This is a genomic window from Thauera aminoaromatica, assembly GCF_000021765.1.
Lineage (GTDB): Bacteria > Pseudomonadota > Gammaproteobacteria > Burkholderiales > Rhodocyclaceae > Thauera > Thauera aminoaromatica.
On record NC_011662.2, the window covers coordinates 1,030,974 to 1,056,214 of the forward strand.

The following is a 25,241-nucleotide window of genomic DNA, read 5'->3' on the forward strand; positions in this document are numbered from 1 at the left end:
CATGATCGCAACAACCGGTCTCGTGGACTTTCACTGCCACTTGGACCTTTATCCGGACCATGCCGTGGCTGTTCGGAACGCGGACGCGGCCGGGGTGTTCACGCTTGCGGTGACGACGACACCTCGCGCCTGGCCTCGCAATCACGAACTCGCACAGTGCACGAAGCATGTTCGAGCGGCGCTCGGGCTGCACCCCCAGTTGGTCGCAGAGCGCGAGAAAGAAATCGAGCTATGGGACCGGTATCTTTCAGAGACTCGCTATGTCGGCGAGGTCGGGTTGGACGCCGGTCCTCGGTTCTTCAAGTCGCTCGATGCCCAGAAGCGCGTGTTTCAGCACGTGTTGCAACGTTGCGCTGAGGCGGGTGGCAAGATCATCACGACCCACAGCATTAGATCGGCCAAGGCGGTGCTCGATCTTGTCGAGGCGCACCTGCCGCCGGAACGTGGCAAGATCGTTCTCCACTGGTTCACGGGAACGAAAAGCGAGGCGAAGCGAGCGTTGGAGCTGGGTTGCTACTTCTCGATCAATGCGGGAATGCTGGACAAAGAGAGGCACGTCGCGATGGTTCAGACCATCCCCTTGGATCGGATATTGACTGAGACAGATGGGCCCTTCACCCGCACCGGCAAGCGACCCTCGCAACCGGTCGATGTGGCAATCGTGGTGGAAGCTCTGAGCCGGTTGCGCGGTATACAAGCGGCCGAAATGGCGGACGTCATTCGCGGCAACCTTCGGACCCTTTTGGCATAACCCTTGGTAATCATCATGAAACCCGTTGTACATACAACTTTCGCGGAGCGCCTGGGCCGGATGTTGGGTCAGGCATGGCGAGGTTGCGTGCGTTTGGATCGGCGGGCGAATGGATGGCTGGTGGCTCAAGGATGGACGCCGAACGTTGCCAAGGTCGTTCTCGCGGTAATCAAGCTCACAGCGCTCGGGATACTGCTCTACGTCGCGTTCTGGCTGGCGTTGCTGATCGGGGGCATCTTGGCTGCGGCTTGGATCGCAAGGCAAGACAACACGGAAGGCGATTCCGATTTTCTTGGTCGCAAGGCAGAGGAGCGCGATCACCGCGAAGGTCTGTTCTATCACCCAACGATGCACAACGACGATCCAGACCCGCGGTTTGAAGGCGACTGATGTACGGCAAGCTACTTTTTGGCAGCGCTGATCAATAGATTCGATCCCTTGCCACCCGCTTGCCCTGCGTCCCTGGTCCCGTTTGCCAAACCTTGAAGCATGCCGCCAGCACGAACACCTACCCAGCCCAGTGCGGTAACCCACAAGCTCGGCAGTACGAGGAACATTGTCGCCATGACGAAGTTCAGCAGCATGTCCCCGAAGGCGTTGTTCAGACCGATCAAGGGATCGAAGTTCGAGTGCGGCCGGCTCGCGCCGAACCCCCAGCCATAGAGCGCATTGAGGATCGTGCTGTCGAGCCAGCGCGCGAGCTGGAACCAGAAATCCACGAAGAACAGCGCGAACTCCACGCAGCTCACCGCGACCAGGGCCTTCAGCTCGTAGGTGCCGAAGAGCAGCACCAGCGGGATGCAGATGACGAGTGCCATCTTGAGCAGCGACAGCACCATCGGCAGCGCCTGGCGCACCACGTCCATCGCCGGAAAGAAGCCCAGCGAACCGACGGTCAGACCCAGGTCGCTCGCGCCGCGCGTGACGATGTTCGGCAGCGTCTTGTCGATCTGGCCGCCGTAGTCGGTGTAGACGGCGCCCTGGTTCATCTTCTGCTGCCGCGGTGAGACGACGGCGCGGATCACCGAGTCATTGACCTCGCGCTGCGACAGGAAGCCCACCCAGCGCCCGATGCGGGTCAGCAGGTCCGGGTCGACCTGTGCCAGCAGCCGGCTGCGCAGTCCCTGGCCGCCATCGGCCCACCACTGCCGGCAGGACGGATAGCCGCCGCCGCTGTCCACCTGTGCCAGCCCCGCATCGCGGGTCGCGTCGTAGGGCCAGGCCGTGCGTGGGGTCTTGGCGCGATAGGTGTCATAGAAGCCGGGCGTGTCGAGGAAGTAACTCGACCCGATCCAGGTGACGTCGTTCATCTGCTCGTCGGAGAGCGTCGGCCGGTTCATGAACAGCTTGGCGCGCGACGGCCCGTAGCAGTCGTGCGTGAAGTCGGCGACCTCCTGTGCCAGCACCGGATCGTCGATGCGCGTGGCATCCACATCCATGCGAATCTGACGCAGGTCCGTGCCGCAGGGAATCGCCGCCACCGCGGAGCCCGTCACGGCTTTCGACAGCGCGTGCATGAAGAACCACCACACCGGCACCAGCGCGCTCTGGTCGTTGAGCGCCGTGTAGACGTTGGACCAGCCCGTGTCGTTGGGCAGCGGGACACTGACCTGGCATTGCGCGGAGCGCGTGGTGTCAAACCTGATCGTGGCGAGATCCACCGGGATGAACGGGATGCCGGCGAACATGATGACCACGATCGCCACCCACACCCGGTTCTCGATGCGCATCGACGACAGCACGCCCTTGTTGCCTTCGTCCGCACCTTCGCTGCGGGCCTTGAGCCACTCCTGGATCACGATGGCCACGAACGGCAGCGCGAACACGCCGCTGGCCACGAGAATGCTCCAGATGCCGTTGTTGACCACCCAGGCCACCAGGGTCAGGTAATACTCCAGGTAGTCCGTGGTGTAGAGCGTCATGCCTGCCTCCCGGTCTCAGCCGTGCCGCAACAGTTGGCTGACTTCCAGCGCGACCACGGCGATCACGGCCGCGATCGCCGTGCGCAGCAGGCGCTGATGCGTCTCGCGGGACGGCTCCCGCCGCAACAGGCGCCGACGCATCCACCACCAGCCGTAAGCCGTCGCTCCGTAGAGGCACAGCCGCCACACGAAGAAGTGGCCGGCGTGCGCCTGCAGCCAGTGCTGCCAGCCCTCGACGCCGCCGACCACGTGGATGCCGGCGATGTTCACCGCCACCGCGGCGGCGGCCACCAGCAAGGTCCACAGCAGCGCCACGCCGACGCGGCGGTTGAACAGCCATGGCAGCCGCAGCCAGGCCAGCCGGCTCATGGCGTACCGCTCCGCGGCTTCTGGACTTCCCGCAGACGGTCGCGTGTGGTGTCGCCCTCGAAGACGCCGCGCGAGCCGGCCGCGCGGGTGCTGTGGCGCTGGATGATCGCCATCGCCGAGTTGCCGGCCAGCGTGCGGCGCAGCTCCAGTTCGGTCTTGAGGTTGTTGATCTCCTGCTCCAGCGCGCTGTTCTCCTGGTCGACCGCCTGCACGGCCAGCTCGTTGGCAGCGACGTTCGGCTCCTTCTTGCCGGTCAGCAACGTGCGTTGCAGCAGCAGGGCCTTCTCCAGCACGCTGGACAGCGCCGCCTCGGACGCGAGGCGCTTGCCCAGCAGGTCCTGGTCGGGTTCGTCCCGCAAGGCCTCGATCACGCCGCGGGTGATCGGCAGCGAGCTGCTGCCGGCCGCGTCGAGATTGGCCAGCGTCGTCGGCCGGGCGCCCGTCACCAGTTCCTGCAGCACCTGCAGCTTGGTTTCGTACTCTTCCTGGATCATTGGCGTCAGCCCGACGCCAGGCGTGGTCTGGGTCTTCGTGCAGTTTTCGCAGGTGCGCTGCTCACGCTCGCCCAGCACGCGGATCGCCCAGGCCGAGGCCGCCTGCGGCGAGGACCAGGTTTGGCAGGTCAGGCGGTTGCCGCAGGCGCTGGGTGCGATCGACGAGCTATCGGTGGCGCTGCGCCCGTTGAGCAGGTTGTAGCCCGCGCGCGTCACGTCGCCGACCACCTTGATCGAACTCTGACCGGAGCCGCCCGCGTTGCCGCCGCCGACCCATGGCACGCCGTTGTTTCCTTTGTTGGACTCGGCCTGCTCGATGGCGGAGACGGCATCGGTGCTGCTGACCGCATCCCGCAGCGCCATCCCCTCGGCGAGCTGGTCCCAGCCGGCCTGGCCGCCGGCCATATCCGCCATGCGATTGGCGATGGCCCGGCAGGTCATCTTCGAGCGGTCGAAGTCCAGGCGCGCCTGGAGGATGCCGTTGGTCAGCAGGTTGTAGAGCCCCGGGTCGGCGCGCTGGATGATCAGCGCCGGCAGCGAGGCCACGGCGCTGGTGGCGTTCTGGATCACGTTGCTCATGATCGTCTGGAAGCCGTTGGTGATGCCGTTGAGCTGGTTCTGCAGTGTCGTGGTGATACTCATGTCGCCGCAGATCAGGTTGCTGTTCCAGCCGACGCCGACGCCGATGCTCTGCATGTTGCCGGCACCACCCATCGACACGGCCCGGCCGCCGCCGATGCTGTAGAGCACGTCGTCGCCGATCACGCTGCCGCTGACGTTCACGCCATTGGGGTCGATGCGGGTCTGCGCCCAGGCGACGCCGACGACCAGCGTGATGGCCGCCACGAGCTGCGTGGCCCGCAGGGGCGACTTCGCGCGGTGCAGGAAGTCAGGGAGGGAGGCGTTCATCGTGGGTTCCTCACATGAAATCGACGCTGCCGAGGAAGACCTGGCCACGGCGCCGGCAGCAGGAGTACGGCCGCCACAAGGCCCAGGCGTAGTCGCCCTGCTGGGCCTGCACGCGGGTGCGGCTGTGCGGGAAGACCACGCAACTGTTCGAGAGCGTGGGCGTCAGCTCCTGCCACTTGCCCGTCGAGGCGTCGGTCTCCATCAACGCGCCGGCCGGCCAGTACCCGTCGCGGGCGTTGGCCAGCAGTGGCTGGTACACGTGAATCTGGTTGCGGCGCGTCACAATGTCGCCCGCGCGCTGCGCGACCACGGCGCCGCTCTTGTGGTCGTCGGTCTGGTGCAGGAAGCCACCGCGGGGATACACGTTGCCCCAGAGGTTCAGGCCGGTGCGCGTACCGATTTCGCGCCGGCCGGGGATGAGCGCTTCGGGGTAGAGCGCTTCCGGGACGTTGTAGCGCCAAGCCAGCGTGTCGAGCGTGCTCAGCAGATACGGCACGAAGGCCGTGCCCGCGCCTTCGCAGGTGTAGCCGGAAGCCCTGGCGAACTGGCTGAACACCATCCCGGCCGGATGGCCGATGACATCCGCGTTCTTGAACTTGGCGAGGTTGTTCTCGTTGTCGTGATTGGTCGTGCCGTCACCGCCAGCCTTGGCGGTCGGGTTGGGCATGCTCATCGCCCTGACTTCCAGCCACGGGTTTTCGCCGGTGTTCGAGTAACTCGACACCACCGCATCGGGGACATAGTGGCGCACCTTGACGGAAGTGCGCACCGAGCAGCCGAAGGGCGTGCAGTACAGCCAGTAGCAGATTCCGACCACGCGGTATTCGAGGCAGTCGGGGGACAACGCCGACGAGACGATGGTGGCGGTGTCCAGCGCGAACGTCGACGTGGCCGCGCTCAGCAGCAACGAGGCGGCGGTGGCGCGCAGGCGCCGGCGTGCCAGCAGGAGGCTCATGGCTGCGTGCTCCGGTAGGCATCGATGCGCGCGACGGCACGGGGCACGTCGGACTCGCCGTAGACCACGTAGCGCCGATCGACCACCACGGCGGGAATCTTGGCGATGCCCAGCCCCCAGGCATCCGCGACGCCTTGGTAGGCATGGCCGATGCGGCGCTGCAGGGCCTCGCCGCCGTCATGCACCCGCTGCCGCACCAGGGCCGCGGCCTGTTGCGGGTCGGCCGGCAGGTGCGCGGCGAGTTCGACCTCGATGCGCGTGGCCTGGTCCAGCTCGATGACCCGCACGCCGGCCGGGGCCTGCACCGGATGACGGCTGTCGGTGACCACGAGCACATCGGCGGCCGCCGCGATGGGACCGAGCAGCGCGGCGCACAGTCCAGCGGCCAGCCGGGCGGCCAGGGGGCGCCGCGAGGCGGCAGGAAGGTTGGGGGAATGAGCCGGCATGGCGCGCCTCCGCGGAGTCGATGCAGGCTCGTAGTCGAGCGCAACGCAGATCAGGGAACGACAAAGAAACCGAAACCGGTCAGTCCCGATTTCCTGCGGACCGGCGAAAAGAAACGGGAGCCAAGGGCTCCCGTGGTGATGAAATGAGTGCGCTACAACAAGCCGGCTTCGGCGAACGAGTACGGGCTGCCCTTGCCGACGATGAAATGGTCCAGCACCCGGACATCGACGGTGGCCAGGGCGCTCTTCAGCCGCTCGGTGATCGCACGATCAGCGGCCGATGGCTCGGTGTTCCCCGAGGGGTGCTGATGCGCCAGGATCAGCGCCGAAGCGTTGAGCGCCAGCGCACGCTGGACCACCACCCTCGGATACACCGAAGTCTGGTCGACCGTGCCCTGGAACAGCGGCTCAAAGGCGAGCACCTGGTGCTGGTTGTCGAGAAACACGACGGCGAAGATTTCGTTCGGCTCCGCGACCAGTTTCAGGCGCAGGTAGTCGCGCACGGCGGCGGGACTGCCCAGCGCCGGACCGGCCTTGAACACGCGGTTCTCCAGCAGGGTGATGGCCTGCTGGATGATCCAGTCTTCGTGCTGGGCGGCGATCAGGGTGAGCGACTCCGGGCGGGAGTCGGCGATGACGAGAGACATGGCGAACCTCCAATGGATGAGATCGGAGGGCGCCTGCCCCCTGGAGGGCAAACCCTCCTGGGGACGATGGGGATGGAACAGGTGACGAGCGGGCATCCACCACCGCGGATGCGGTGGCTGTTCGCGTCAAGGGATGCGATGCGAACGGGTTTCGATCAACGCGGACGAGCCGCGCCGCAGCCTTGAAGATCGATGGCTACCTGGGCATGTCACCGGCAACGCCGGCGGGCATGTCTGGGGAATGGGCGGGTTCGGCTACGGTCGTGCTGCCGGCGGCGAGCAGGTCGATGGCCGACAACAAGGCATCGCCTTCGACGGGACCGTGCAGCAGGAGGGTCTTGCCGGACTCGCGGTCGCGCAGTTGCAGGGCCGGCGTGGCCGCGATGCCCTGCTGTGCTGCTTCCGCCGCCTGGGCACGGATGACGGCATCGGGGCGATCGCTGTCGAGACAACCCTGCATGGCTGGCGTTAGGTCGGGATAGCGCAGGCCCTCCGGCAGGCCCTGGCCGTCGCCACGGGTGTTCGAGTAGAGCCACGCCACGGCCTGCCAGAACGTGGCATGTCCGCCAGTCTCGCCCGCGCACTCGGCCAGGCGTGCCTCGGCAGTCGCGGCCGGCTCGTGCATGGACAGCGGCAGGTGGTGCCACTGCCAGTTCACCTCGGCATGGGCGTCGATCCAGCGCTTGAGCGCGGGGAAGTAGGCCCGGCAGTACGGACACTCCAGGTCGGCGTACCCGACCACCGTGAAGCGCGCATCGGCACGGCCATACAGCCAGGGCGGGCCGGCCGGTTTCGGCGCTTCGGACCCGGCGGCGGCCAGGGGCATGGACTCGGTTGCCGGATGCGGCGCGCGCAGCAGCATCCACGAGGCCACCGCAATCGTCACCACGATCAGCAGACCGATCCGAGGATGACGGCGGGCGAATGAAGGCAGGCGCATCGTGTCGCTCCCGTCAGGCCAACGTGTCCAGCGCCAGCGGTTCGATGCCCCGCGCGCGGTCGATCTTCTCGGCCACGCGGAAGGCGGCATCCAGCTCGCTGATGCCGTGCTGCTGCATCAACTGGAAGCGTTCGGCCTTCTCCTCGGGCTCGGTCATCGCCATCGCCAGGTAGAGGCTGGGCGGCACAGCGCGGAACAGCACTTCCATCGACTTGGACAGGATGACGCCCTCGCTGAACTTGCCGGCCTCCTTGCGTGCCGAGAGCATCAGCGCCTTCTGCGAAGCGTTGAGTTCGCGGAAGCGCGCGATCTTCTCGACTTCATCGGGCGGCATCGACAGGCAGATCCACCACTCGATCATGTTGAGCATGGGCTCGGCCGCTTTCGGCAGGTCGTCCAGGTTCTGCGTGGCGAGCCAGAACCAGGCGCCGAGCTTGCGCCACATCTTGGTGATCTTGACCACGTAGGGCGCAAGCAGCAGGTTCTTCGTGATGATGTGGCCTTCGTCCGTCACGTTGATGATCGGGCGGCCCAGGAACTGGTCGCGCTCGGCGATGTTGTTGACGGTGTTGATGAGCGAGATGTAGGCAATCGAGAGTTGGGCGTTGTAGCCCTCGCGCGCGAAGGTGGCGAGATCCACGATGGTGATGTCCGCCTCGGGCCACGGCGTGCCGGACCGGTCGAACATCTCGCCGTCCACGCCCTGGCAGAACATATCCATGGCGTCGGCCATCTCCAGCAGCCGTGCGCGCCGCATCTCCGGCAGCGTCGCATCGCGGGCGCGCTCGCGCAGCGCGTCGCGCACATCGCGGGTCAGTACCGTGCGCTTCTCCGCTACGCAGCGCTGTGCCGCATCGAGAATGCACTGGCGGATCAGGCTGCGGTCGGCGCGCGTCATGCGCGCTTCTTCCTTGTCCTCGCCGCCGGTGATCATCAGTCGTGCAGTGATCTCCAGCTCGCCGAGCACGTCGCGCTGCTCGTCGCCCTCCACGGCCATGCCGGCATCGGTCTGGTCTTCGTCGAGCGCATCGGCGTCCAGCGTCTGTACCTGGCTCGGCGTATCGACCAGGCGCCAGGCGTCGGCGAACGGAGCCAGACTGACGCCCGCGCCGGGTGCAAGTTTCACCCGATGCACGGTGAGACCCAGCCGTGCCGCGAAGTCGCCAAACAGGCCGAAGCTGTTGCCCGCCTCGACGATGAACAGGCGCGGCCGATAGATCGCCGTGACCTGGTTCAGGATGTTGTTGAGCGTCGCGCTCTTGCCCGAACCCGTGGGGCCGAACAGGAACAGGTGCGCGTTCATCTGCCGGTCGAGGCGGTTCAACGGATCGAAGGTGATCGGGCCCCCGCCGCGGTTGAAGAACGTGATGCCCGGATGCCCCGTGCCCTGACTGCGGCCCCAGACCGGCGCCAGGTTCGCCACGTGTTGCGCGAACATGAGCTGTGTGTACCACTGGCGCTTGTCGGAAGCCGGATCGAACACGCACGGCAGCCAGCGCAAATAGCTGTTCAGCGGCGCCACCTCGTCCTCTTCGCGTACCGGTTGCAGGCCGGCGTTGAGCATCACGTTGACGAGCTGCAGGCCGCGCGCATCGAGCTGGGCCAGGTCGCGGCCGCGCAGGTAGAACGCCAGCGCGCCGCGGTAGAGCTTGTGCGCGCTGCCGATCAGGCCGCGTGCCTGCTGCACGTCCTGCCGGGTCTGCTCCGAGGCCAGGGTCTCGCCGACGGCCTTCCTGGCGAGGTGGTTGAGGTGTGCCTCCAGCACGTCCTGGGGCGTGGCGACCAGCGTCAGGCACATCACCGTGTCTTCGGGCATCTGGTCGAACAGCGCGTTCATGGCATCGCCGCCTTTGCGCGTCTCGCCCGTCAGATGGCCCGTCACGGGTGGCGTGCGCAGGCGATCCATCACGATCACCCGATGCGACATGCCGTCGAAGAACCACAGGCCGTTGGGCACGTCCGAACGGGGCTGGCCGAAGAACAGGCGCTGCGCGAAGTCGGTGCCGCTGGCGAGTTCGATCTCGCCCTCCTCCTGCTCTTCCGGGTAGCGGGTCAGCGCGTAGAAGCGTTCTCGATCTTCGGCAGTGGTGCCGAGCAAGGTCGGATTCGGGTTGAACCAGCGCAGCAGCCAGGCGTGGATGTCCGCCGCGCCGAGACGCCGAGCCTTCACGCCGGCATTCGCCAGCCCGCCGGCGAGGCGGTCGCAGATCGTGGTCAGCGCCTGCTCGGGCGACTGGCCACGCCGCGGGGTCGTGGCCGCGGACGTGCGGCGGTAGACCACCATGCGCACGCGCCGCACCTGGCCGCGCCACGGCAGGCGCGTCACCGTGGTGTCCTCAAACAGGCCACCCGGCTTGGCGATGGCCCGCAGGTGATGGGCGAAGAAGCGCAGGTAGAAGTCGCTGAACGCGCTGCCCTGCGCACGCGGCTGCAGATAGTTCGCCAGGGAGCGCAGATAGTTGTCCCAGTCGGCCTCGTCCTGGGCGTAGAGCTGCACTACCCAGGGGTTGTCGTCCAACTCGTCGAAGGAGTCCTGCAGGGCGTTCTCCAGCGCATCGCGCGCCTGCCACAGCCAGGCCATCTCGCGGCCCTCGGTGCCGACCGGCGCCAGTTCGAAGAAGGCCGCCACCGACTGGCCGTCTTCCAGCAACATGCACTTGCTGCCGGGCAGGTACTCGACCCAGGGCAGCAAGTCCGCGAACGACGGCGCGACGCCATAGAGCGCATCGTGGTCGGCCTGGGTGGCCGGTCTGCGCCGGCCCCGGCCGAGCGCGCTGCCCGGCTCGGCGACACCCTGTGCCGCCAAGGCCGTCACGTGCCGTGCCCAGGCATCATCGGTCGTATCCGCGGCGTCAACAGGCGATGCGTCGGACTTGCGTGACCACGGCAGCGACCAGGCCATCAATAGTCCTCCACGCGCTCGCCCGGCATCGCGTACTGCACGCGCTGGTAGAGCGGGAACACCGTGCTGTAGCCGGGCACCGGCACCGGGTCGGTGCCCGCCAGGTGCGGGAACACGTACATCACCAGGTCGGGGTTCGGCAGGCGGTGGAACTGGCGGTAAATCTCGTTCTGCGCGGTTCGGGTGTAGCGCGCCTGCACGCCGGGCGCCGCCTGTACATCGGCCTCGACCAGCGGCCGGCGCAGGCCCTGGCGCGCATCGAGCAGTTGCCGGGCGGCCTGGCCGCCGCCCGCGCTGCCGCCGGTCTCCTGATGCCAGATGTCGAGCATGGTGTTGTCGCCGTGCGGCAGCAGCTTCTCCTTGCTGGTGGCGCAGCCGCCGAGCAGGGTGGCCGCCAGCAGCACGGCGGCCGCGTCAATCCAGATCCGAGGCATGGGTTTCTCCGGTGCGGTGGTGGACCCGACGCCCCTTGGCGTCGTAGTCGATGTCGAGCGGCTGCTCCAGATGCACGGCCACCCTGGCGCCGGGCTGCACGTAGACCGCCGCGAAGGCCTGGCCGTAGAGCTTGTTGACCCAATCGGCCATGTCGCGCACGCCGCCCGCGAGGATGCGGCCCATCGCTTCGTTGCCGCTGATGCCGACGGTGCCCAGCGAGCCGTTGCTGTTGGCGACTACGGCAACGCTGCCGTTGTCGGACTTGATGAGCGAGGCCGCGCCGGCGCCGGCCGCGGTGATGAGCGCCTGGCTGCCCAGGTACTGCTGGGCGTTGCTGCGCCGCTCGCCGCTGACGCAGGGAATGCCGTAGGGGTCGCTGATCCAGCCCAGGCCGCCTTGGATGCTGGCGCCGTTGTGACCCGCGTTGCCGCCGCTGCTGCCGCCCTTGCTGCTGTCCTCCGGCACCGTGCGGATGGTGCCGTCCTGGAATACGAACGTGACCGAGCGGATTTGCCCGCGCACGCACGAGAGCGTCCAGTCGCCCGAGGCCGTGCCGCTGACCACGGCGCCGGCCACGTCGGGGATGTCGATGCCGTTGGCCGTGAGGTTGTCCGGGCCGATCAGCACCTTGAACGGATAGGGATCGTTGACGGTTCCGTCGATCGGCACGCGCCCGATCAGCGCCGTCATGGCAATCGACCCCATGAGCGTCGAGTTCGACGGCACGGTGTAGACCGCCTTCGCGGATGCGCCCACCGCGCGACTGCCGACGTCGGCGACGGATTCCACTGTGGCCGACAGGCTTTTCTGGGCTGGCCCGAAGCTCAGGGGAAAGCTCGGCTCCTTGCTGCCGTTCTTGGCGTCGACCTTGGCATCGTCGGGCTCGACCCACTGCGTGCCACTGACGCCGCGGTTGAAGCGCTTGCCGTCACCCTCTTCCAGCCCCAGCCCGACGGGCAGGTCGGACGGGCCGCCCTTGCCGGAAAGCCCGTCCAGTTGCCGCTGCAGATCCTGCAGCAGCCCCTGGGTCTGCTGCCTGTCGCTGACCACCTGGGTGCGTTCCTGCTCCAGGCGGTTGCGTTCGCCTTCCAGCGCGCTCTGGATGCGCTGGTCGATCGCGCTTTCTCGGGCACGCAGGCGCTCGTTCTCGGCCTTGTGCTGCTTGTTGTCGCCGAGCGCGCTCTGCAGTTCGGTGCGCAACTGCTTCACCTGGGCCACCAGCGTGGCGACGGTATCGCGCGGCGTGTCGCCGGCGATGCCCAGGGCCTTCATCTCCTCGGGCGAGAGCGTACCGGCCGCGCCCTTGGGGGCGGGCTGGCCGCCGGGGGCGCCGGAGAACAGTTTGATGCCGACGAACACCAGCAGCAGCGCCATCGGGATCAGCAGCCACTTGAGCAGCGGATTACTCTTCATCGCGCGCTCCTCCGGTCGAGCCGGCCGCGGCGGCCGGCGGCAGGTTCACAGTGGCGTCGATCGGGCTCAGCGCCGGCAGCAGCGACTCGGCCAGGCCGTGGCCGCGCGTGACCAGGTAGAGCACCGTGGTGTCGGACGGGGTGCCGGCCGGCCCCAGGTTCGGATGCTGGAAGGTCGCCGCCACGAAGTTCCCCTGCAGGGCGCGCGGTTCGAGGTCGAGCCAGCGCGCGGCGGTGTTGGTGAGTCGCACGGCCGTCACCCACTGGTCTTCCAGGCGCCATGCGGCCAGTGCCCGCGCGTGCACCGGCAACGTCGGCAGCAAGGTGTCCAGCGCGAGGCCGCGGCGCAGGTTCACGCGCCCGATGCCGGCTACCGGCTCGACGGTGCGCAGCGGCGCGTACAGGTTCTGCGCGGCATGGCGCGTCAGCACGACCGGTACCGGCGTTTCGCGCCGGGGTAGGGATTTGTCTGCGGGCGCAATGGCCTGCTCGTCCGCGCCGCTTGCTGCACCGCCGCCATAGCGCTTCGCGGGGGCCTCCGCTTCCACGATGCGCACCGGCTCCAGCGGCGCCTGGCCGTCCTTCGCCGGCTCGGCGGCGATGTCGAGCAGGATCAACGTGCCGGATTCCACGTCCTGCAGTTGCAGCCGCGTGGGTGGAATCGGCTCGCTCGCCCGCAGGTAGATTGCGCCGCCCGCACTCTGCACACGCAGATGGTCGCCGACGCTGGCCGGCACGCCGACGCGCACATTGCGGTCGATGAAGACCACGCGCTCCTGGCCGACCACCAGCGGCACCGGCAGGGGCAGGCGCTCCCAGCGCAGGATTTCCACAGCCTGGCTGGCCGGCACGAAACCGAGGATCAGCAGGACGCCGGCCAGGGCCGACAAGGCAACGGGCTTCATGGGGAGTCTCCCTGCAGGTGGCCGGAGGCGTTGGCGGGCGCGCCGGCCTGGGTCGGCGTCGGCGGCGTTTCGATGCGCTGGGGTGCGCTGGCATAGCAGTCCAGCGCCAGGCCGAAGGGGTTGTGCTCGGGGTCGATGTCCAGCCGGACGACCTTGATGGGGTAGCGCACCAGGGCGCGCTTGACCTGCTCGGAGCCGTAGTATTCGTCCGCGCTCACGTCGAGCGTGACGATCCAATCGCGGTCGGAAACCACCTTGACGCGCGTGGCCGGATCATCGCCGTAGCCGCGGCCGGGAATCTCGTAGATGCCGCGCACGCGCTGACGCAGCTCGCCACTGGCGCGCCGGTACTCGTAGTCCTGTTGCAGAAAGGCCCGGCAGCTCGGCGTCAGGTAGGCCGACAGCGCGCGCAGGTTGCGCGGATAGTCTTCTTCGCCGTTCGTGGGCCAGCGCTGTACCTGCTGCCAGATGTAGAACGAGAAGGCATACACGCTCTCGGGCGGCACGTCCCACCACTTGCGCGTGCTGCCCGAGCGCAAGTCCGGCGGCACATGGATGGTGAGACTCTTCGGCGCACTCCACCAGCCGAAGCCGAGCAGCAACGCCACCACGAACAGTGCGCCGGCCCCCAGGCGTAGCGTCTTCACGTGCGCCTGCAGGTGCGCAACCTCGTTCTTGAAACGGCTCATGGCGCACCTCGATCGGTGTTGCGCCGGGTCGTCCAGCAGCCCGAGCGGGTGATGAGGCGCTTGCCGCACAGGAGCGCCGCCAGCGCCGGGTGCCGCAGGGCCAACCGCCACTGGAGCTGCCGGTACAGCCAGGTGTCGGGCCGGCCGCGCTTCTGCGCGCGCAGGAAGCCGCCGCCGACGAAGACGCCCAGCGCGATGCCGGCGACGATCAGCGTGGGCACCATGGCGATGCTGTGCGTGAGCCAGGCCAGCGGCAGGCCGAGCGCGAACCCGGCTGCGGCAGACAGGCCGGCGCAGATCCACAACTCGTCGGCGGTCAGCCCGCGCACGACCACCGGCTGGCGGTTCAGCCGGTGCGGCAGGAAGGCCACCAGCGTGTCGCGCGGGGTCTCCGAAGGGACGGCCATCGTTTGCCGCCCTCACAGCACGCCGGTGGCCTTGGTGAGCAGCCAGATGCCGACCACCAGCAGGATGGCGCCCACGGCGACCGTCAGGCCGAACTGGCCCCAGGTGGCGCGGCCGGTGTGGATCTCCGAGTAGCGCGTGTAGGCGTGATAGCAGACACCGACGAACATCGAGGCGACCACGAGCAGCGCGATCAGCAGCACGATGTCGTAGCCGTAGTTCTGCAAGGTCTGCAGGATGCCGCTGCCCTGGCCGCGCGATGGGTCTTCCATGGTCGGCAGGCCCTGCGCGAAGGCCGACAGCGGCAGGCCCGCGAGCGCCAGCGGCAGCAGCGGAGCGGCGATGCGGGACGGAATGCGATGGGATGTCGTTGGAGTGTTCATGGCGTATGGCCCTTCGTGACGGTCAGGAGAGGAGAAAGAAGGTCAGCACCAGGTACATCGCCACGAAGCGCACGACGACGCCGAGGAACTGACGTTCAGTGATGCGGTGCTCGGCCCAGCCGACGTAGGCGGTGCGCATGGCCCACACGCCCCACAGCAGCAACACGGCGAACACGAAAGCGAGCACCACGGCAGAGACGGCCGAAGGCGCAAAGCCGCCGTTGGCCTGGAAGGCAGCGACCTGATCGGCGGAGGGCGTCATGGCGACGGCTCCTCGTCGTCGGCGCGATCGCGCCGGACGTAATCGCCGGCCAGCGGGACGGGATCGCGCGGCTGGGCGCGCTGGGGCACGAGGTAGTCCTGCAGGCCGGCGCGAACGCGCTTCAGGTCTGCGCGCAGCCGGGCGTAGTCGAAGTGGTAGCGGGCGCGCGCCTGCGGCGAGGTGTTGGCGGCGTGCTCGGCCAGGCGGTCGAGCAGGTCGAGTTGGCGGGTGAGCGCGGCGAGCTGCTCACGCTCCGAGGCGAGGCTGTCGGCAGCGACGGCAGGCTGCAGCGCCGAGAACGACACAGCCAACACCACGGCAAGCGCAGGCCATGCGGATGTGCGGCGGTTGGTCTGTCCCATCGTGCCATTCCCCGTTGAAGCGGATGGCCAGATGCTGTGACGCGCTCTCGCTTTGCGCCGCAGGGAATGGGAACTATGGCATGACCGGATTCCCGATCCAGATCGTGACGCCTCGCCCTTGAGGGTGTGGATTCGATGATTTGGCTGTTTGTGGCCTGGCCACGCAACGCGGTCTGCCCGCTGGCGCACGCACAGAGGTGATAGATCGCTCTTGGCTCGCCAGATGAGCCTCCCCTTTGGAAAATTCTCCGCAAATCAGCTACCTGTCGTTGCTGGTTTGAAAATTCTGCACTATTCTGTCGCGGTTTGACCTGGATTGGCCATGACCGTGCCTACAAGCAACAGCGAGGGCGAGATCCTCACCATCAAGCAGGTCGCCGACTACCTGAAGGTCACGGAGCGGACGATCTATCGACTCGCGGCAGCCAAGAAAATACCGGCCTTCAAGGTCGGCGGGACATGGCGCTTCCGGGCGACGGACATCGACGGCTGGATAGCCGACCAGTCGAAGAAGGCGGAGGGAACCGATTGATCTCCGCCTACCACGCCAAGTACTACGCCCACGAGCTGACACGGCGACACGCCGCCGATGGCGTAGATCGCCTCTCCCAATCGCTGTTCGACGCCAGCGTCGATTTGAACCCGCATCAGATCGAGGCGGCGCTGTTCGCCCTTCGGAACCCATTGCAGGAAGGTGTACTGCTGGCTGACGAGGTGGGGCTGGGCAAGACCATCGAAGCCGCGCTGGTGGTTTGCCAATACTGGGCTGAGCGCCGCCGTCGGCTCCTGGTCATCTGCCCGGCAAGCCTGCGCAAGCAATGGGCGCAGGAGCTGCACGACAAGTTCGCCGTGCCCACCACCGTGGTGGATGCCGTTTCTCTGCGCAAGCAGTCCGCTGGGGACATGCTCGCCACCCTGCAACGGCTGGTTGGCAAGGCGGTCGTGATCATGTCCTACCAGTTCGCCGCCAAGCTGGAAGCCGAGCTGCGTGCCGTGCCCTGGGACGTGGTGGTCATCGACGAAGCGCACAAACTGCGCAACGCGCACCGCGCCAGCAATCGCACCGGGCAGGCGCTCAAGCGCGCACTGCAAGGCCGCAAGAAGCTGCTGCTTACCGCCACGCCGCTGCAGAACTCGCTGATGGAGCTGTATGGCCTGTCCACGGTGATCGACGAGCACCTGTTCGGCGACGAGACGGCTTTCCGCAAGCAGTTCATGAACAGCGGGACGGGTCTTGATGAATTGCGCGAGCGTCTTGCCAGTTTCGCCAAACGCACACTGCGCCGCGACGTGCTGGAGTACATCAAGTACACCGAGCGCAAGGCGCTCACCCAGCCGTTCAATCCCACGGACGACGAGCAGGCGCTGTATGAGCGCATCTCGGCCTTTCTGCAAAAGGAAGACTCCTACGCCCTGCCTAAGCAGCAACGCCATCTCACGGCACTGATCTTGCGCAAGCTGCTGGCCTCCAGTTCGCACGCCGTCGCTGCCACGTTGGTCACCATCCGCGAGCGCCTGCAGGGCTTGCTCACGGCAGACAAAACGGAAGACGACGGCAGCCAACTGGTCGAACAGCTCATTGCCGAGGACGACCTGGAGCAGGACTATCTGGAAGAGGAAGCCAGCGAGGCCGACGAAGACACCGAAGCTCCTACGCCCGCGCCAGCGGAAGACGACAAGACGGGCGCTGCAAAAGATGCGCATGCCGTCCGCGCTGCCATCAGCGCCGAGATCGCGGAGCTGACCGCGTTCGTCGATGCCGCGCAAGCGCTGCAAACCGACACCAAGGCGCAGGCGCTACTGAAGGCGCTCGGCTTGGGCTTCAGCAAGATGGCCGAGCTGCGCGCGCCGCGCAAAGCCATCATCTTCACAGAGTCCAAGCGCACGCAGGAGTACCTGCACCGCTTTCTCTCCGCCAACGGCCACGCGGGCAAGCTGGTGCTGTTCAGCGGCACCAACAATCATGAAGACTCCACCGCCATCTACCAGCGCTGGCTGGAAGAGTACAAAGGCACGGATCGCGTCACCGGCTCGCCGCAAGTAGATCGCCGCACCGCGCTGATCGACCACTTCCGCAAGGACGACGGCACCGGCGCGGAAATCATGATCGCCACCGAAGCAGCGGCCGAAGGTGTCAACCTGCAGTTCTGCGCGCTGATCATCAACTACGACCTGCCGTGGAACCCGCAGCGCGTCGAGCAGCGCATTGGCCGCTGCCACCGCTACGGCCAGCGTTTCGACGTGGTGGTCATCAACTTCCTCAACACCCGCAACCAGGCCGACCAGCGCGTGCTGGAACTGCTCACTGAGAAATTCAACCTGTTCTCAGGGGTGTTCGGTGCGAGCGATGAAGTGCTGGGCCGCATTGAAGGCGGCCTCGACTTCGAGAAACGCATCCTCCAGATCTACGACACCTGTCGCCAGCCCGAGCAGATCGAAGCCGCCTTCAACGCCCTGCAAGCGGAGCTGGAAGAAGTCATCGCCGACCGCATCAAAGACACCCAGTCCCAACTTCTGGAGAACTTCGATGAGGACGTTCACGACCGCCTCAAACTGCGTCTTCAAGACGCCGAAGCGCGGCTCGACAAGCTGGGGCGCTGGTTCTGGGGTGTCACCTGCTTTGCATTGGACGGCCGCGCGCGCTTCGACGAGCAGTCCTACGCGTTCTCTCTGAGCGCGCCGCCAACTGGAATCGCCACAGGCCGCTATCAGCTCATTCGTGGTGCGGCGCAGCCGGACATGCTGGCGCACGCCTACCGCCTCAGCCACCCGCTGGGGGAATGGAGCATTGATGCCAGCCTGAACGCGGCCACGCCCGTCGCCACATTGAAACTCGACTACGGCAAACACGGCGCACGCGTCTCCGTCATCGAGAGACTGCGCGGCATGTCCGGCTGGTTGACGCTGGCCCGGCTGGAAGTCACCGCCTTCGAGACTACCGAGGCACTGCTGTTCTCCGGCCTCACCGACGATGGTCAGGTGCTGGATCAGGAAGCCTGCGAAAAGCTGATGGCCATTCCAGCAGCAGGCAAGCCCACTCCTTTTAACAACCCTGTGCCCGAGGCCCTGCTGGCCAACAGCCAGCGCGCGGTCGCAGCCACCGTTGCCCAGGTGCTGGAAGCCAACCAGCGCCTGTTCAATGAAGAACGCGACAAGCTGGAACGCTGGGCCGACGACAAGCTGTTGGCCGCAGAGGAAGCCCTGAAGAACACCAAGGCGCGCATCGCCCAGTTGAAGCGCGACGCCCGCAAGGCCGCCACCTTGCAGGAGCAAGACGGCATCCAGCGCGAACTGTCTGAGTTGGAGCGCAAGCAGCGCCGCCTGCGGCAAGAGATTTTCGCCGTCGAGGACGAGATCATCGCCAAGCGCGACGATCTGATTGCCTCGCTCCAGCAGCGCCTGCAAGAAAAAACAAGCCACGAGATCCTGTTCAGCGTGCGCTGGCAGGTCATCTGACACGCAAATCCTTCGAAGAATCAGAAATCCCGAGAGTAGGGCAAACCATGACCACCAAACAGAATCCCAAATTCCAGGAGCTCGTCGTCAAGCTGCGCGAAATCTTCCAGATTGACCGCCCGGAACTGGACTTCGGCATCTACCGCATCCTCAACGCCCGTGCAGGTGAGATCAACGACTACCTGCAAAACCGGCTTGTCGAGAAGGTGCAGGCAGCGCTCAGCAGCGGCAATGAATCGCAACGCGAGCAAGTGGCGCGCGAACTGAAGGAAAAAGAAGCCCAGTACCAAGCCGATGGGATCAACCCGGAGACGGTGCCCAAGGTTCAGGAACTTCGGCAGAAGCTGGCGCAGTACAGCACCGGCGCCAGCGAACACGAGAACGCTGTGTTCTCGCACCTGCTCACCTTCTTTTCCCGCTATTACCAGGACGGTGACTTCATCAGCCAGCGCCGCTACAAGGGTGACACCTACGCCATCCCCTATGCGGGCGAAGAAGTGATGCTGCACTGGGCTAACAAGGATCAGTACTACACCAAGAGCGGCGAGAACTTCAGCAACTACAGCTTCAAGCTCGAAGACGGTCGCACGGTGCATTTCCGCCTCGCCGCCGCCGACACTGCCAAGGACAACCGCAAGGACAACGACAAGGAGCGTCGCTTTGCCCTGGTGGCGGCGAAAACCGTCACTCGCCTGGATGAAAATGGCGACGAATACGAAGAGGAACTGGTGCCCGTGGAAGAGGCATTGGGCAGTGACGGCAATAAGGAGCTGATCATTCGCTTCGAGTACGCCGCCCAGACCAAAGGCACCAAGCAGGAGGCGCTGGTTACCAAGGCCGTAGAGGCAGTGCTGGCGGATGCTTCCGTCAAGGCCCGCTGGCTGGCCCTGGGCAACCGCGCGCCCACCGAGAAGAACCCGCAGCGCACCCTGCTGGAAAAGCACCTGAGCGACTACACCACCAAGAACACGGCGGACTACTTCATCCACAAAGATCTGGGTGGTTTCCTCCGGCGCGAGCTGGACTTCTACATCAAGAACGAGGTCATGCACCTGGATGATGTGCAGAACGCGGGCGCGTTCGCGGACATCGAGAAGAACCTTCGGATGATCCAGTGCCTGCGCAGCATCGCGCTGGAGCTAATCACTTTCTTGGCCCAGTTGGAAGACTTCCAGAAGAAGCTGTGGCTGAAAAAGAAGTTCGTTGTCTCCAGTCACTACTGCATCACGCTGGATCGGGTGCCGGAAGCGCTGTGGCCGGAAGTGGTAGCGAACGCGCAGCAATGGGCGCGGTGGAAACAGCTGGGCGTTTGGGATGGCGACGCACCGGGGACGGTGGAGGACTTGAAGGCTGCGCAGTATCGGATGGTCGATACGGCTTTATTCAATGACGACTTTAAGCAGCGCCTTTTGGCAAAAATCGAAGATATCGAAGCAAGCCTCGGCGGCATCGTCATCAACGGGGATAACTTCCAGGCGCTCAATTTGGCGAAGTATCGTTACCGAGCGAGCATAGATTTCACCTATATTGATCCGCCCTACAACACTGTCCATTCAAAGATCGCATACAAGAACCAGTTCGAGCACTCAAGCTGGTTGGCTTTGATTTCCAACACGCTGCCATTTACTCGCGATCTATTCGGGGAAATTTATTCATTTGGATTCGCCATTGACGATTACGAATATAACAATGCCTTTCACTGCTTGAGGGGGCATTTCACTGAATGCGATGTCTCGACCATCGTGATCAATCACCATCCACAAGGATCGGGCGGAAGGCTGTCACGGACGCACGAGTACTACATCGTCGCCTCTCCCAAAGATGCGCCGCAATACCTTGGTTTTCCGAAAGAGGACGAGACCGAGGACAGGCAGTTCATGCGAAGTGGAACGGCTGACAATAACTACCGCGCGCCGCGTGCTGGGGGAGTTGGTCGTTGGCGTAGCTTCTACGCTCTTCTCGTCGACCCATCTACCAAGAAAGTTGTAGGAGCAGAGCCGCCGCCGCCACTTGGAACTGATTATCCAACCGGGCCAACGGCGGAAGGATTACAAAGAATCTACCCAATCAATACCACTGGTGAGGAGCGCGTTTGGCGGTCATCATACGAGACGGGCAAAGTACGTGCAGCAAATGGCGAGCTGATCGTTACTGACCGTGGTGCCGTGAAGCAGCTTATCGATCATCAGGACAAGCGGGAAACGCTCTTCAGTAATTGGATCGGCGCAGACTTCAATGCCGGAACCAATGGTACCAACGTCTTGGATAATCTCGGGCTCGGTGGAATTTTTGATTACCCGAAGTCAGTGAAAACCCTCGAACAATCCTTCTGGATGCAGTCATTCGGGAAGACAAACTTTACCGTTCTAGATTACTTTGCAGGCTCAGGAACAACTGCGCATGCAACAATTTCCCTAAATCGACAGGACAATGCATCGCGCAAGTACGTTCTAGTCGAGCAAGGTGAGTATTTCGAGACCGTTCTCAAGCCACGAATTCAGAAAGTCGTCTTTTCGGCTGATTGGGTTGGCGGCAAGCCGACGTCTTCAGAGACAGGCATTTCGCATTGCTTTAAGGCAATCAAACTCGAAAGCTACGAAGACACACTGAACAACCTGCAACTGAGCCGTACGTCCGCGCAGGGCGATCTGCTGAACACCCTGCCGCAGCCGGCCAAGGAGGACTACCTGCTCAACTACGTGCTGGACGTGGAAAGCCGGGGCTCGTTGCTGTCGGTGGAGGACTTCAGGAAGCCCTTCGACTACACCCTCAACGTGGCGGTGGACTCGGCGGGCGCGTTCGAGCCGCGCAAGATCGATCTGGTCGAAACTTTCAATTTCCTGATCGGCCTGCGCGTCAAGCACATCGATGCCCAGCCGCAGCGCGGCTTCGTCACGGTCACCGGAACCCTGCCCAGCAATGAGACCTGCCTCGTGCTGTGGCGCGATTGCGATGTGCTGGACTACGAAGGCATCAGCAAGCTCTGCGACAAGCTGGCCATCAACCCGGCGGACAATGAGTTTGACGTGGTCTACATCAACGGCGACCACAACATTCCCACCGTGCTGACGCAGACGGCCGAGGAAGGCGGTGCCACCCGCGTGCTCAAGCTGCGCCAGATCGAGCCGGAGTTTCTGGAGCGCATGTTCTCCGTGGAGGACATCTGATGGCACGACCACGCAAGACCCCTGCCGCCGGTTCGGGCGCAAGCGGCGCAGCCGGTTCCAGTCGCGGCGGCAAGAAGCGCAGCTTCCATCAGGAATTGGTGCTCAACCGCTGGGTGCTGGGTTTCTTTCAGGGCGGCACGCTCGCGGCACTCAAGATGCGCTTGGGCGATGACCGCTTTGAGGGCATCGACGAGGACGGCCAGACCAAGTTCTTCCACGAACTGATCCGAGGCTTGTTCGATCCCAACAAGGTGCCCGAGGCCGACTTGCGACGCTACGACTTGAACGTCGTCGCCCACTGGCAGGCCATTACCGCCCAGCGCAACAAGCTGGAAGGCCACGAACTGCAGATGAAGTACTTCCAGTACCTCTCGCTGCTGTTCACCGAGCTGTATCTGGACTGGTACTTCAACCACCGTCAGGACTTGCTCGATGGCCTGAACGAGGAAATGACGCGCTACCGCGCCGAGACGGGCGCGGAACCGTTCCGCGATTTCGAGGCGGACGACCTGAACAAGATCGCCTTCTGGAATGCCACCGGCAGCGGCAAGACCCTGCTGCTGCACGTCAACATCCGGCAGTACCTGCACTACTTCCAGGCGGGCAGCAGTGGGCAAATGCGCGATCACTTTCCCGACAAGATCATCCTGCTCACGCCCAACGAAGGGTTGAGCCGTCAGCATCTGGAGGAGCTGCACCTGTCTGGCTTCGGGTTCTCGCAGTTCTTCAACAAGGCCCAGTCACCGGCGCGCGGCACCATCGAAATCATCGATATAAACAAGCTGGGCGATGAGATGGGAGACAAGACCGTCGCCGTGGATGCCTTCGAGGGCAACAACCTGGTGCTGGTGGACGAAGGCCACCGTGGTACGGGTACGGCGGCGGGCGCGTGGATGGCGCGGCGCGATGCGCTGGTGCGCGGTGGTTTTGCCTTCGAGTATTCGGCCACATTCGGGCAGGCGGTGGCTAAGGGGCTGATCGTTGAAAAGGCGGAGGAGGAAAGCCTCAAGTCCAAATGGAAGCTGGCTTACCCTGGGCAACGCTTCAACCTTGCCTCCGCCAAGGCGGATACGGGTTTGGCATTGACCGCCGAGGATAAGCGCCGCGCGCGTATCACTGCTACGCGCGAAATCTACGCCAAGTGCATCCTGTTCGATTACTCGTACAAATTTTTCTATGAAGACGGCTACGGCAAGGAGTCGCTGATCCTCAACATGAACGGCGAGGCCTACGAGCAGGCGGACAACGCGCGCAAGTATTTCACCGCCTGTCTGCTGGCCTACTACCAGCAGCTCTGGCTGTGGAGCACGCACCGTTTGGCGCTTGCCGACTTCAACATCGAAAAGCCGCTGTGGGTGTTCGTGGGCAACACGGTGTCAGGCGAGGAGTCGGACATCCTGGAAGTGGTGAACTTCCTCGCCGATTTCCTGAACAGCGACACGCAGATCAAGAGCTGGCTGACCGACCTGATTGCGGACAAGGCGCAGATTCTCGATGCCAAGGGCAAAAACATCTTCAGCGGGCGCTTCACACCCTTGATGGGCTTCAGCGGTCGTGTGGACGAGCTGTACGCCGACATCCTGTTGCGCGTGTTCAATGCCTCGGCCCGCCAGCGCTTGAAACTGGTCAACATCAAGAGCAGCAAGGGTGAGCTGGCGTTGCGCGTGGGCGATGCAGAGCCCTTCGGCCTGATCAACATCGGCGACGATGCAGGCTTCTTCGGGATGGCGGAGGACGTCGAGACCTTCGACAGCGAACGCGACGACTTCGGCGGCGCGCTGTTCGGCACACTGAACGACAAAGACAGCCGCCTCAACGTGTTGATCGGATCACGCAAGTTCACCGAAGGCTGGAGCAGTTGGCGCGTGTCCACGATGGGTCTGCTGAACATGGGCCAGGGCGAGGGCTCGCAGATCATCCAGTTGTTCGGACGCGGGGTGCGCCTCAAGGGCAAGGGCTTCTCGCTTAAGCGCAGCTTGCCCCAGGACAGGCCCAAGGGCGTGCATCTGGACAAGCTGGAGGCGCTGAACATCTTCGGCGTGCGCGCCAGCTACATGGCCGCGTTCAAGGACTACCTGCGCGAGGAAGGCATCACGCCCAGCGATGAAGTGCTGACACTGGACTTCGAGACCAAAGCCAACCTGCCCGCCAGTAGATTGAAGACCTTGGCGCTTAAGGATGGCTACAAGGACAACCAGAAACTCGGGTTCAAGCGCACGCACTTCCCGTGGCTGTACGAAATTCCCGCGCAGTTCCAGGGCAAGATCAAGCCCCCCCATGTGGTACTCGATCTTTACCCGCGCGTCGAGGCGCTGTCCAGCAAGGACAAGGGCACAGCCCCCACGACGGAAGCCCGCAACAAGGGCAAGCTGAACCAGACACTGTTCCCGGCTTTCAACTGGGATCGGGTCTATCTGGCCTTGCAGGATTACAAGCTGCAGCGCAGCTGGAGCAACTTGCGGCTGGAACGTCAGAAGCTGATCGACTTCTGCGCGGGCGCGCAGGACTGGTACACGCTGTTCATTCCGGCGGCGGAGCTGAACGTGAAGACCTTCGCCGACATCCGCAAGCAGGAAGACATCCTGCTGCGACTGCTGACGGACTACACCGACCGTTTCTACAAGGTCCTGAAGACGGGCTACGAAGGCCAGTTCTACGACATCGCCCACATCGATGAAGATCACGGGTCGATGCTCAAGCTGTACCAGTTCGAGATCGAGAACAGCGACGATGGTCTGGAGTATCAGGCGAAGCTGGAAGTGCTGAAGAAGCTGGTGACGGACGGCAAGATCGGCGAGGCCAGCAAATGGAACGCGCCGCACATGGTGGCCATCAGCTTCGACCGGCATTTGTACTACCCGCTGCTGGCATTGGAGGACAAGGATGCGGTGCCGCTGAAGCTGCGTCCGCTGGCGTTTGACGCGCCGAGCGAATGGGAGTTTGTCCGCGATCTGGAGGCGTTCTACAACTCCGGCGAAGGCAAGGAAGCGATTGGCCCACGCAGTCTGTACCTATTGCGTAATGCGGATCGGGAAGAGAAAGGGCTGGGCTTCGCGTTGGCGGGTAACTTCTATCCGGACTTCCTGCTGTGGCTGGTGGACGATGCCAGCGGCAAGCAGTGGCTGACCTTTGTCGATCCGAAGGGACTGCGCAATCTCGACCTGTCGCATCCCAAGCTGGGTCTGTACAAGGAAGTGAAGACCCTGGAAACAACGCTGGCGGCGCAGGCCACGGCGGGCGAAGCACCGCTGGTCTTGAATGCTTTCGTGCTGTCACCGACGAAGTTCGCTGATCTGCTCAACGTTGGAGATCCGACGAAGAAGGCCGATCTGGAAAACCGCCACGTACTGTTCATGGAGGATGGCAGGGACATGTACTTAAAGAAGCTGTTTACGGTACTGACATAGTAGGACAGCGATTCCAATGGCCA

At 64.6% G+C, this 25,241-nt stretch carries 22 protein-coding genes; 6 read left to right on the top strand and 16 right to left on the bottom strand.

The window, feature by feature from the left end:
* The first annotated feature begins 1 nt into the window (after position 1).
* Positions 2-751 (top strand): Qat anti-phage system TatD family nuclease QatD, encoded by a 750-nt coding sequence (qatD, locus tag TMZ1T_RS04595; protein WP_012584725.1) that lies wholly within the window; start codon positions 2-4, stop codon positions 749-751.
* A 15-nt stretch (positions 752-766) separates the two neighbouring features.
* Entirely contained in the window at positions 767-1,141 is a 375-nt protein-coding gene (locus TMZ1T_RS04600; protein ID WP_012584726.1) for a DUF3742 family protein, read from the top strand.
* Between the two features lie 11 nt (positions 1,142-1,152).
* On the opposite strand, the gene TMZ1T_RS04605 is transcribed toward TMZ1T_RS04600, so the two are convergent.
* The 16 genes from TMZ1T_RS04605 to TMZ1T_RS04680 form a co-directional block, all read right to left on the bottom strand.
* A complete protein-coding gene (locus tag TMZ1T_RS04605; protein ID WP_012584727.1) occupies positions 1,153-2,673 on the bottom strand; it encodes a conjugal transfer protein TraG N-terminal domain-containing protein in 1,521 nt (506 codons plus the stop codon).
* A gap of 15 nt (positions 2,674-2,688) precedes the next feature.
* Positions 2,689-3,042, bottom strand: a complete 354-nt coding sequence (locus TMZ1T_RS04610) for a hypothetical protein (protein WP_003140982.1) — start codon at positions 3,040-3,042, stop codon at positions 2,689-2,691.
* Positions 3,039-4,445 (bottom strand): integrating conjugative element protein, encoded by a 1,407-nt coding sequence (locus TMZ1T_RS04615; protein WP_012584728.1) that lies wholly within the window; start codon positions 4,443-4,445, stop codon positions 3,039-3,041. The genes TMZ1T_RS04610 and TMZ1T_RS04615 overlap by 4 nt, the downstream gene beginning before the upstream one ends.
* A gap of 10 nt (positions 4,446-4,455) precedes the next feature.
* Positions 4,456-5,400: a TIGR03756 family integrating conjugative element protein gene (locus TMZ1T_RS04620; RefSeq protein ID WP_012584729.1), complete on the bottom strand. Its 945-nt coding sequence runs from the start codon at positions 5,398-5,400 to the stop codon at positions 4,456-4,458.
* Positions 5,397-5,846 carry a TIGR03757 family integrating conjugative element protein gene (locus TMZ1T_RS04625; RefSeq protein ID WP_012584730.1) on the bottom strand — a complete coding sequence of 150 codons (450 nt, stop codon included), beginning with the start codon at positions 5,844-5,846 and terminating at the stop codon, positions 5,397-5,399. The genes TMZ1T_RS04620 and TMZ1T_RS04625 overlap by 4 nt, the downstream gene beginning before the upstream one ends.
* 152 nt (positions 5,847-5,998) lie before the next feature.
* Entirely contained in the window at positions 5,999-6,493 is a 495-nt protein-coding gene (radC, locus tag TMZ1T_RS04630) for a RadC family protein (protein ID WP_012584731.1), read from the bottom strand.
* Between the two features lie 196 nt (positions 6,494-6,689).
* Entirely contained in the window at positions 6,690-7,433 is a 744-nt protein-coding gene (locus TMZ1T_RS04635; protein WP_012584732.1) for a DsbA family protein, read from the bottom strand.
* Positions 7,434-7,446: 13 nt separating this feature from the next.
* Positions 7,447-10,335, bottom strand: a complete 2,889-nt coding sequence (locus TMZ1T_RS04640) for a conjugative transfer ATPase (RefSeq protein WP_012584733.1) — start codon at positions 10,333-10,335, stop codon at positions 7,447-7,449.
* Positions 10,335-10,769, bottom strand: coding sequence for a TIGR03751 family conjugal transfer lipoprotein (locus TMZ1T_RS04645; RefSeq protein WP_012584734.1), 435 nt, complete (start codon positions 10,767-10,769; stop codon positions 10,335-10,337). Before TMZ1T_RS04645 ends, TMZ1T_RS04640 begins: the two co-directional genes overlap by 1 nt.
* Entirely contained in the window at positions 10,750-12,183 is a 1,434-nt protein-coding gene (locus tag TMZ1T_RS04650; protein ID WP_012584735.1) for a TIGR03752 family integrating conjugative element protein, read from the bottom strand. Before TMZ1T_RS04650 ends, TMZ1T_RS04645 begins: the two co-directional genes overlap by 20 nt.
* Positions 12,173-13,087, bottom strand: a complete 915-nt coding sequence (locus tag TMZ1T_RS04655; RefSeq protein WP_012584736.1) for a TIGR03749 family integrating conjugative element protein — start codon at positions 13,085-13,087, stop codon at positions 12,173-12,175. Before TMZ1T_RS04655 ends, TMZ1T_RS04650 begins: the two co-directional genes overlap by 11 nt.
* On the bottom strand, positions 13,084-13,776 hold the full coding sequence (locus tag TMZ1T_RS04660; RefSeq protein WP_012584737.1) for a PFL_4703 family integrating conjugative element protein: 693 nt from the start codon (positions 13,774-13,776) through the stop codon (positions 13,084-13,086). Before TMZ1T_RS04660 ends, TMZ1T_RS04655 begins: the two co-directional genes overlap by 4 nt.
* Complete coding sequence (locus TMZ1T_RS04665) at positions 13,773-14,183, bottom strand: TIGR03750 family conjugal transfer protein (RefSeq protein ID WP_012584738.1); 411 nt, start codon at positions 14,181-14,183, stop codon at positions 13,773-13,775. The genes TMZ1T_RS04660 and TMZ1T_RS04665 overlap by 4 nt, the downstream gene beginning before the upstream one ends.
* Positions 14,184-14,195: 12 nt before the next feature.
* A complete protein-coding gene (locus tag TMZ1T_RS04670; RefSeq protein WP_003294215.1) occupies positions 14,196-14,564 on the bottom strand; it encodes a TIGR03745 family integrating conjugative element membrane protein in 369 nt (122 codons plus the stop codon).
* 22 nt (positions 14,565-14,586) lie between these two features.
* On the bottom strand, positions 14,587-14,826 hold the full coding sequence (locus tag TMZ1T_RS04675) for a TIGR03758 family integrating conjugative element protein (RefSeq protein WP_012584739.1): 240 nt from the start codon (positions 14,824-14,826) through the stop codon (positions 14,587-14,589).
* Positions 14,823-15,188: an integrative conjugative element protein, RAQPRD family gene (locus tag TMZ1T_RS04680; protein ID WP_012584740.1), complete on the bottom strand. Its 366-nt coding sequence runs from the start codon at positions 15,186-15,188 to the stop codon at positions 14,823-14,825. The genes TMZ1T_RS04675 and TMZ1T_RS04680 overlap by 4 nt, the downstream gene beginning before the upstream one ends.
* 322 nt (positions 15,189-15,510) lie before the next feature.
* Between TMZ1T_RS04680 and TMZ1T_RS04685 the strand changes: the two genes are divergently transcribed.
* Genes TMZ1T_RS04685 through TMZ1T_RS04700 form a run of 4 tightly spaced genes read left to right on the top strand, consistent with a single transcriptional unit; the run spans position 15,511 to position 25,218 of the window.
* Positions 15,511-15,720: a helix-turn-helix domain-containing protein gene (locus TMZ1T_RS04685; protein WP_012584741.1), complete on the top strand. Its 210-nt coding sequence runs from the start codon at positions 15,511-15,513 to the stop codon at positions 15,718-15,720.
* A complete protein-coding gene (locus tag TMZ1T_RS04690) occupies positions 15,717-18,644 on the top strand; it encodes an SNF2-related protein (RefSeq protein ID WP_012584742.1) in 2,928 nt (975 codons plus the stop codon). Before TMZ1T_RS04685 ends, TMZ1T_RS04690 begins: the two co-directional genes overlap by 4 nt.
* A gap of 47 nt (positions 18,645-18,691) precedes the next feature.
* Positions 18,692-21,811 (top strand): site-specific DNA-methyltransferase, encoded by a 3,120-nt coding sequence (locus TMZ1T_RS04695; protein ID WP_012584743.1) that lies wholly within the window; start codon positions 18,692-18,694, stop codon positions 21,809-21,811.
* Positions 21,811-25,218: a DEAD/DEAH box helicase family protein gene (locus TMZ1T_RS04700; RefSeq protein ID WP_012584744.1), complete on the top strand. Its 3,408-nt coding sequence runs from the start codon at positions 21,811-21,813 to the stop codon at positions 25,216-25,218. Before TMZ1T_RS04695 ends, TMZ1T_RS04700 begins: the two co-directional genes overlap by 1 nt.
* Positions 25,219-25,241: the final 23 nt, after the last annotated feature.

Excerpts from the sequence above, each read along its gene's own strand:
- TMZ1T_RS04615 (WP_012584728.1), bottom strand. The coding sequence starts at position 4,445 with ATGAACGCCTCCCTCCCTGACTTCCTGCACCGCGCGAAGTCGCCCCTG.
- TMZ1T_RS04650 (WP_012584735.1), bottom strand. The coding sequence starts at position 12,183 with ATGAAGAGTAATCCGCTGCTCAAGTGGCTGCTGATCCCGATGGCGCTG.
- TMZ1T_RS04610 (WP_003140982.1), bottom strand. The coding sequence starts at position 3,042 with ATGAGCCGGCTGGCCTGGCTGCGGCTGCCATGGCTGTTCAACCGCCGC.
- TMZ1T_RS04670 (WP_003294215.1), bottom strand. The coding sequence starts at position 14,564 with ATGAACACTCCAACGACATCCCATCGCATTCCGTCCCGCATCGCCGCT.
- TMZ1T_RS04685 (WP_012584741.1), top strand. The coding sequence starts at position 15,511 with ATGACCGTGCCTACAAGCAACAGCGAGGGCGAGATCCTCACCATCAAG.
- TMZ1T_RS04605 (WP_012584727.1), bottom strand. The coding sequence starts at position 2,673 with ATGACGCTCTACACCACGGACTACCTGGAGTATTACCTGACCCTGGTG.
- TMZ1T_RS04645 (WP_012584734.1), bottom strand. The coding sequence starts at position 10,769 with ATGCCTCGGATCTGGATTGACGCGGCCGCCGTGCTGCTGGCGGCCACC.
- TMZ1T_RS04665 (WP_012584738.1), bottom strand. The coding sequence starts at position 14,183 with ATGGCCGTCCCTTCGGAGACCCCGCGCGACACGCTGGTGGCCTTCCTG.
- radC (WP_012584731.1), bottom strand. The coding sequence starts at position 6,493 with ATGTCTCTCGTCATCGCCGACTCCCGCCCGGAGTCGCTCACCCTGATC.
- TMZ1T_RS04620 (WP_012584729.1), bottom strand. The coding sequence starts at position 5,400 with ATGAGCCTCCTGCTGGCACGCCGGCGCCTGCGCGCCACCGCCGCCTCG.
- TMZ1T_RS04680 (WP_012584740.1), bottom strand. The coding sequence starts at position 15,188 with ATGGGACAGACCAACCGCCGCACATCCGCATGGCCTGCGCTTGCCGTG.
- TMZ1T_RS04655 (WP_012584736.1), bottom strand. The coding sequence starts at position 13,087 with ATGAAGCCCGTTGCCTTGTCGGCCCTGGCCGGCGTCCTGCTGATCCTC.
- TMZ1T_RS04600 (WP_012584726.1), top strand. The coding sequence starts at position 767 with ATGAAACCCGTTGTACATACAACTTTCGCGGAGCGCCTGGGCCGGATG.
- TMZ1T_RS04695 (WP_012584743.1), top strand. The coding sequence starts at position 18,692 with ATGACCACCAAACAGAATCCCAAATTCCAGGAGCTCGTCGTCAAGCTG.
- TMZ1T_RS04625 (WP_012584730.1), bottom strand. The coding sequence starts at position 5,846 with ATGCCGGCTCATTCCCCCAACCTTCCTGCCGCCTCGCGGCGCCCCCTG.
- TMZ1T_RS04660 (WP_012584737.1), bottom strand. The coding sequence starts at position 13,776 with ATGAGCCGTTTCAAGAACGAGGTTGCGCACCTGCAGGCGCACGTGAAG.
- qatD (WP_012584725.1), top strand. The coding sequence starts at position 2 with ATGATCGCAACAACCGGTCTCGTGGACTTTCACTGCCACTTGGACCTT.
- TMZ1T_RS04675 (WP_012584739.1), bottom strand. The coding sequence starts at position 14,826 with ATGACGCCCTCCGCCGATCAGGTCGCTGCCTTCCAGGCCAACGGCGGC.
- TMZ1T_RS04700 (WP_012584744.1), top strand. The coding sequence starts at position 21,811 with ATGGCACGACCACGCAAGACCCCTGCCGCCGGTTCGGGCGCAAGCGGC.
- TMZ1T_RS04635 (WP_012584732.1), bottom strand. The coding sequence starts at position 7,433 with ATGCGCCTGCCTTCATTCGCCCGCCGTCATCCTCGGATCGGTCTGCTG.
- TMZ1T_RS04640 (WP_012584733.1), bottom strand. The coding sequence starts at position 10,335 with ATGGCCTGGTCGCTGCCGTGGTCACGCAAGTCCGACGCATCGCCTGTT.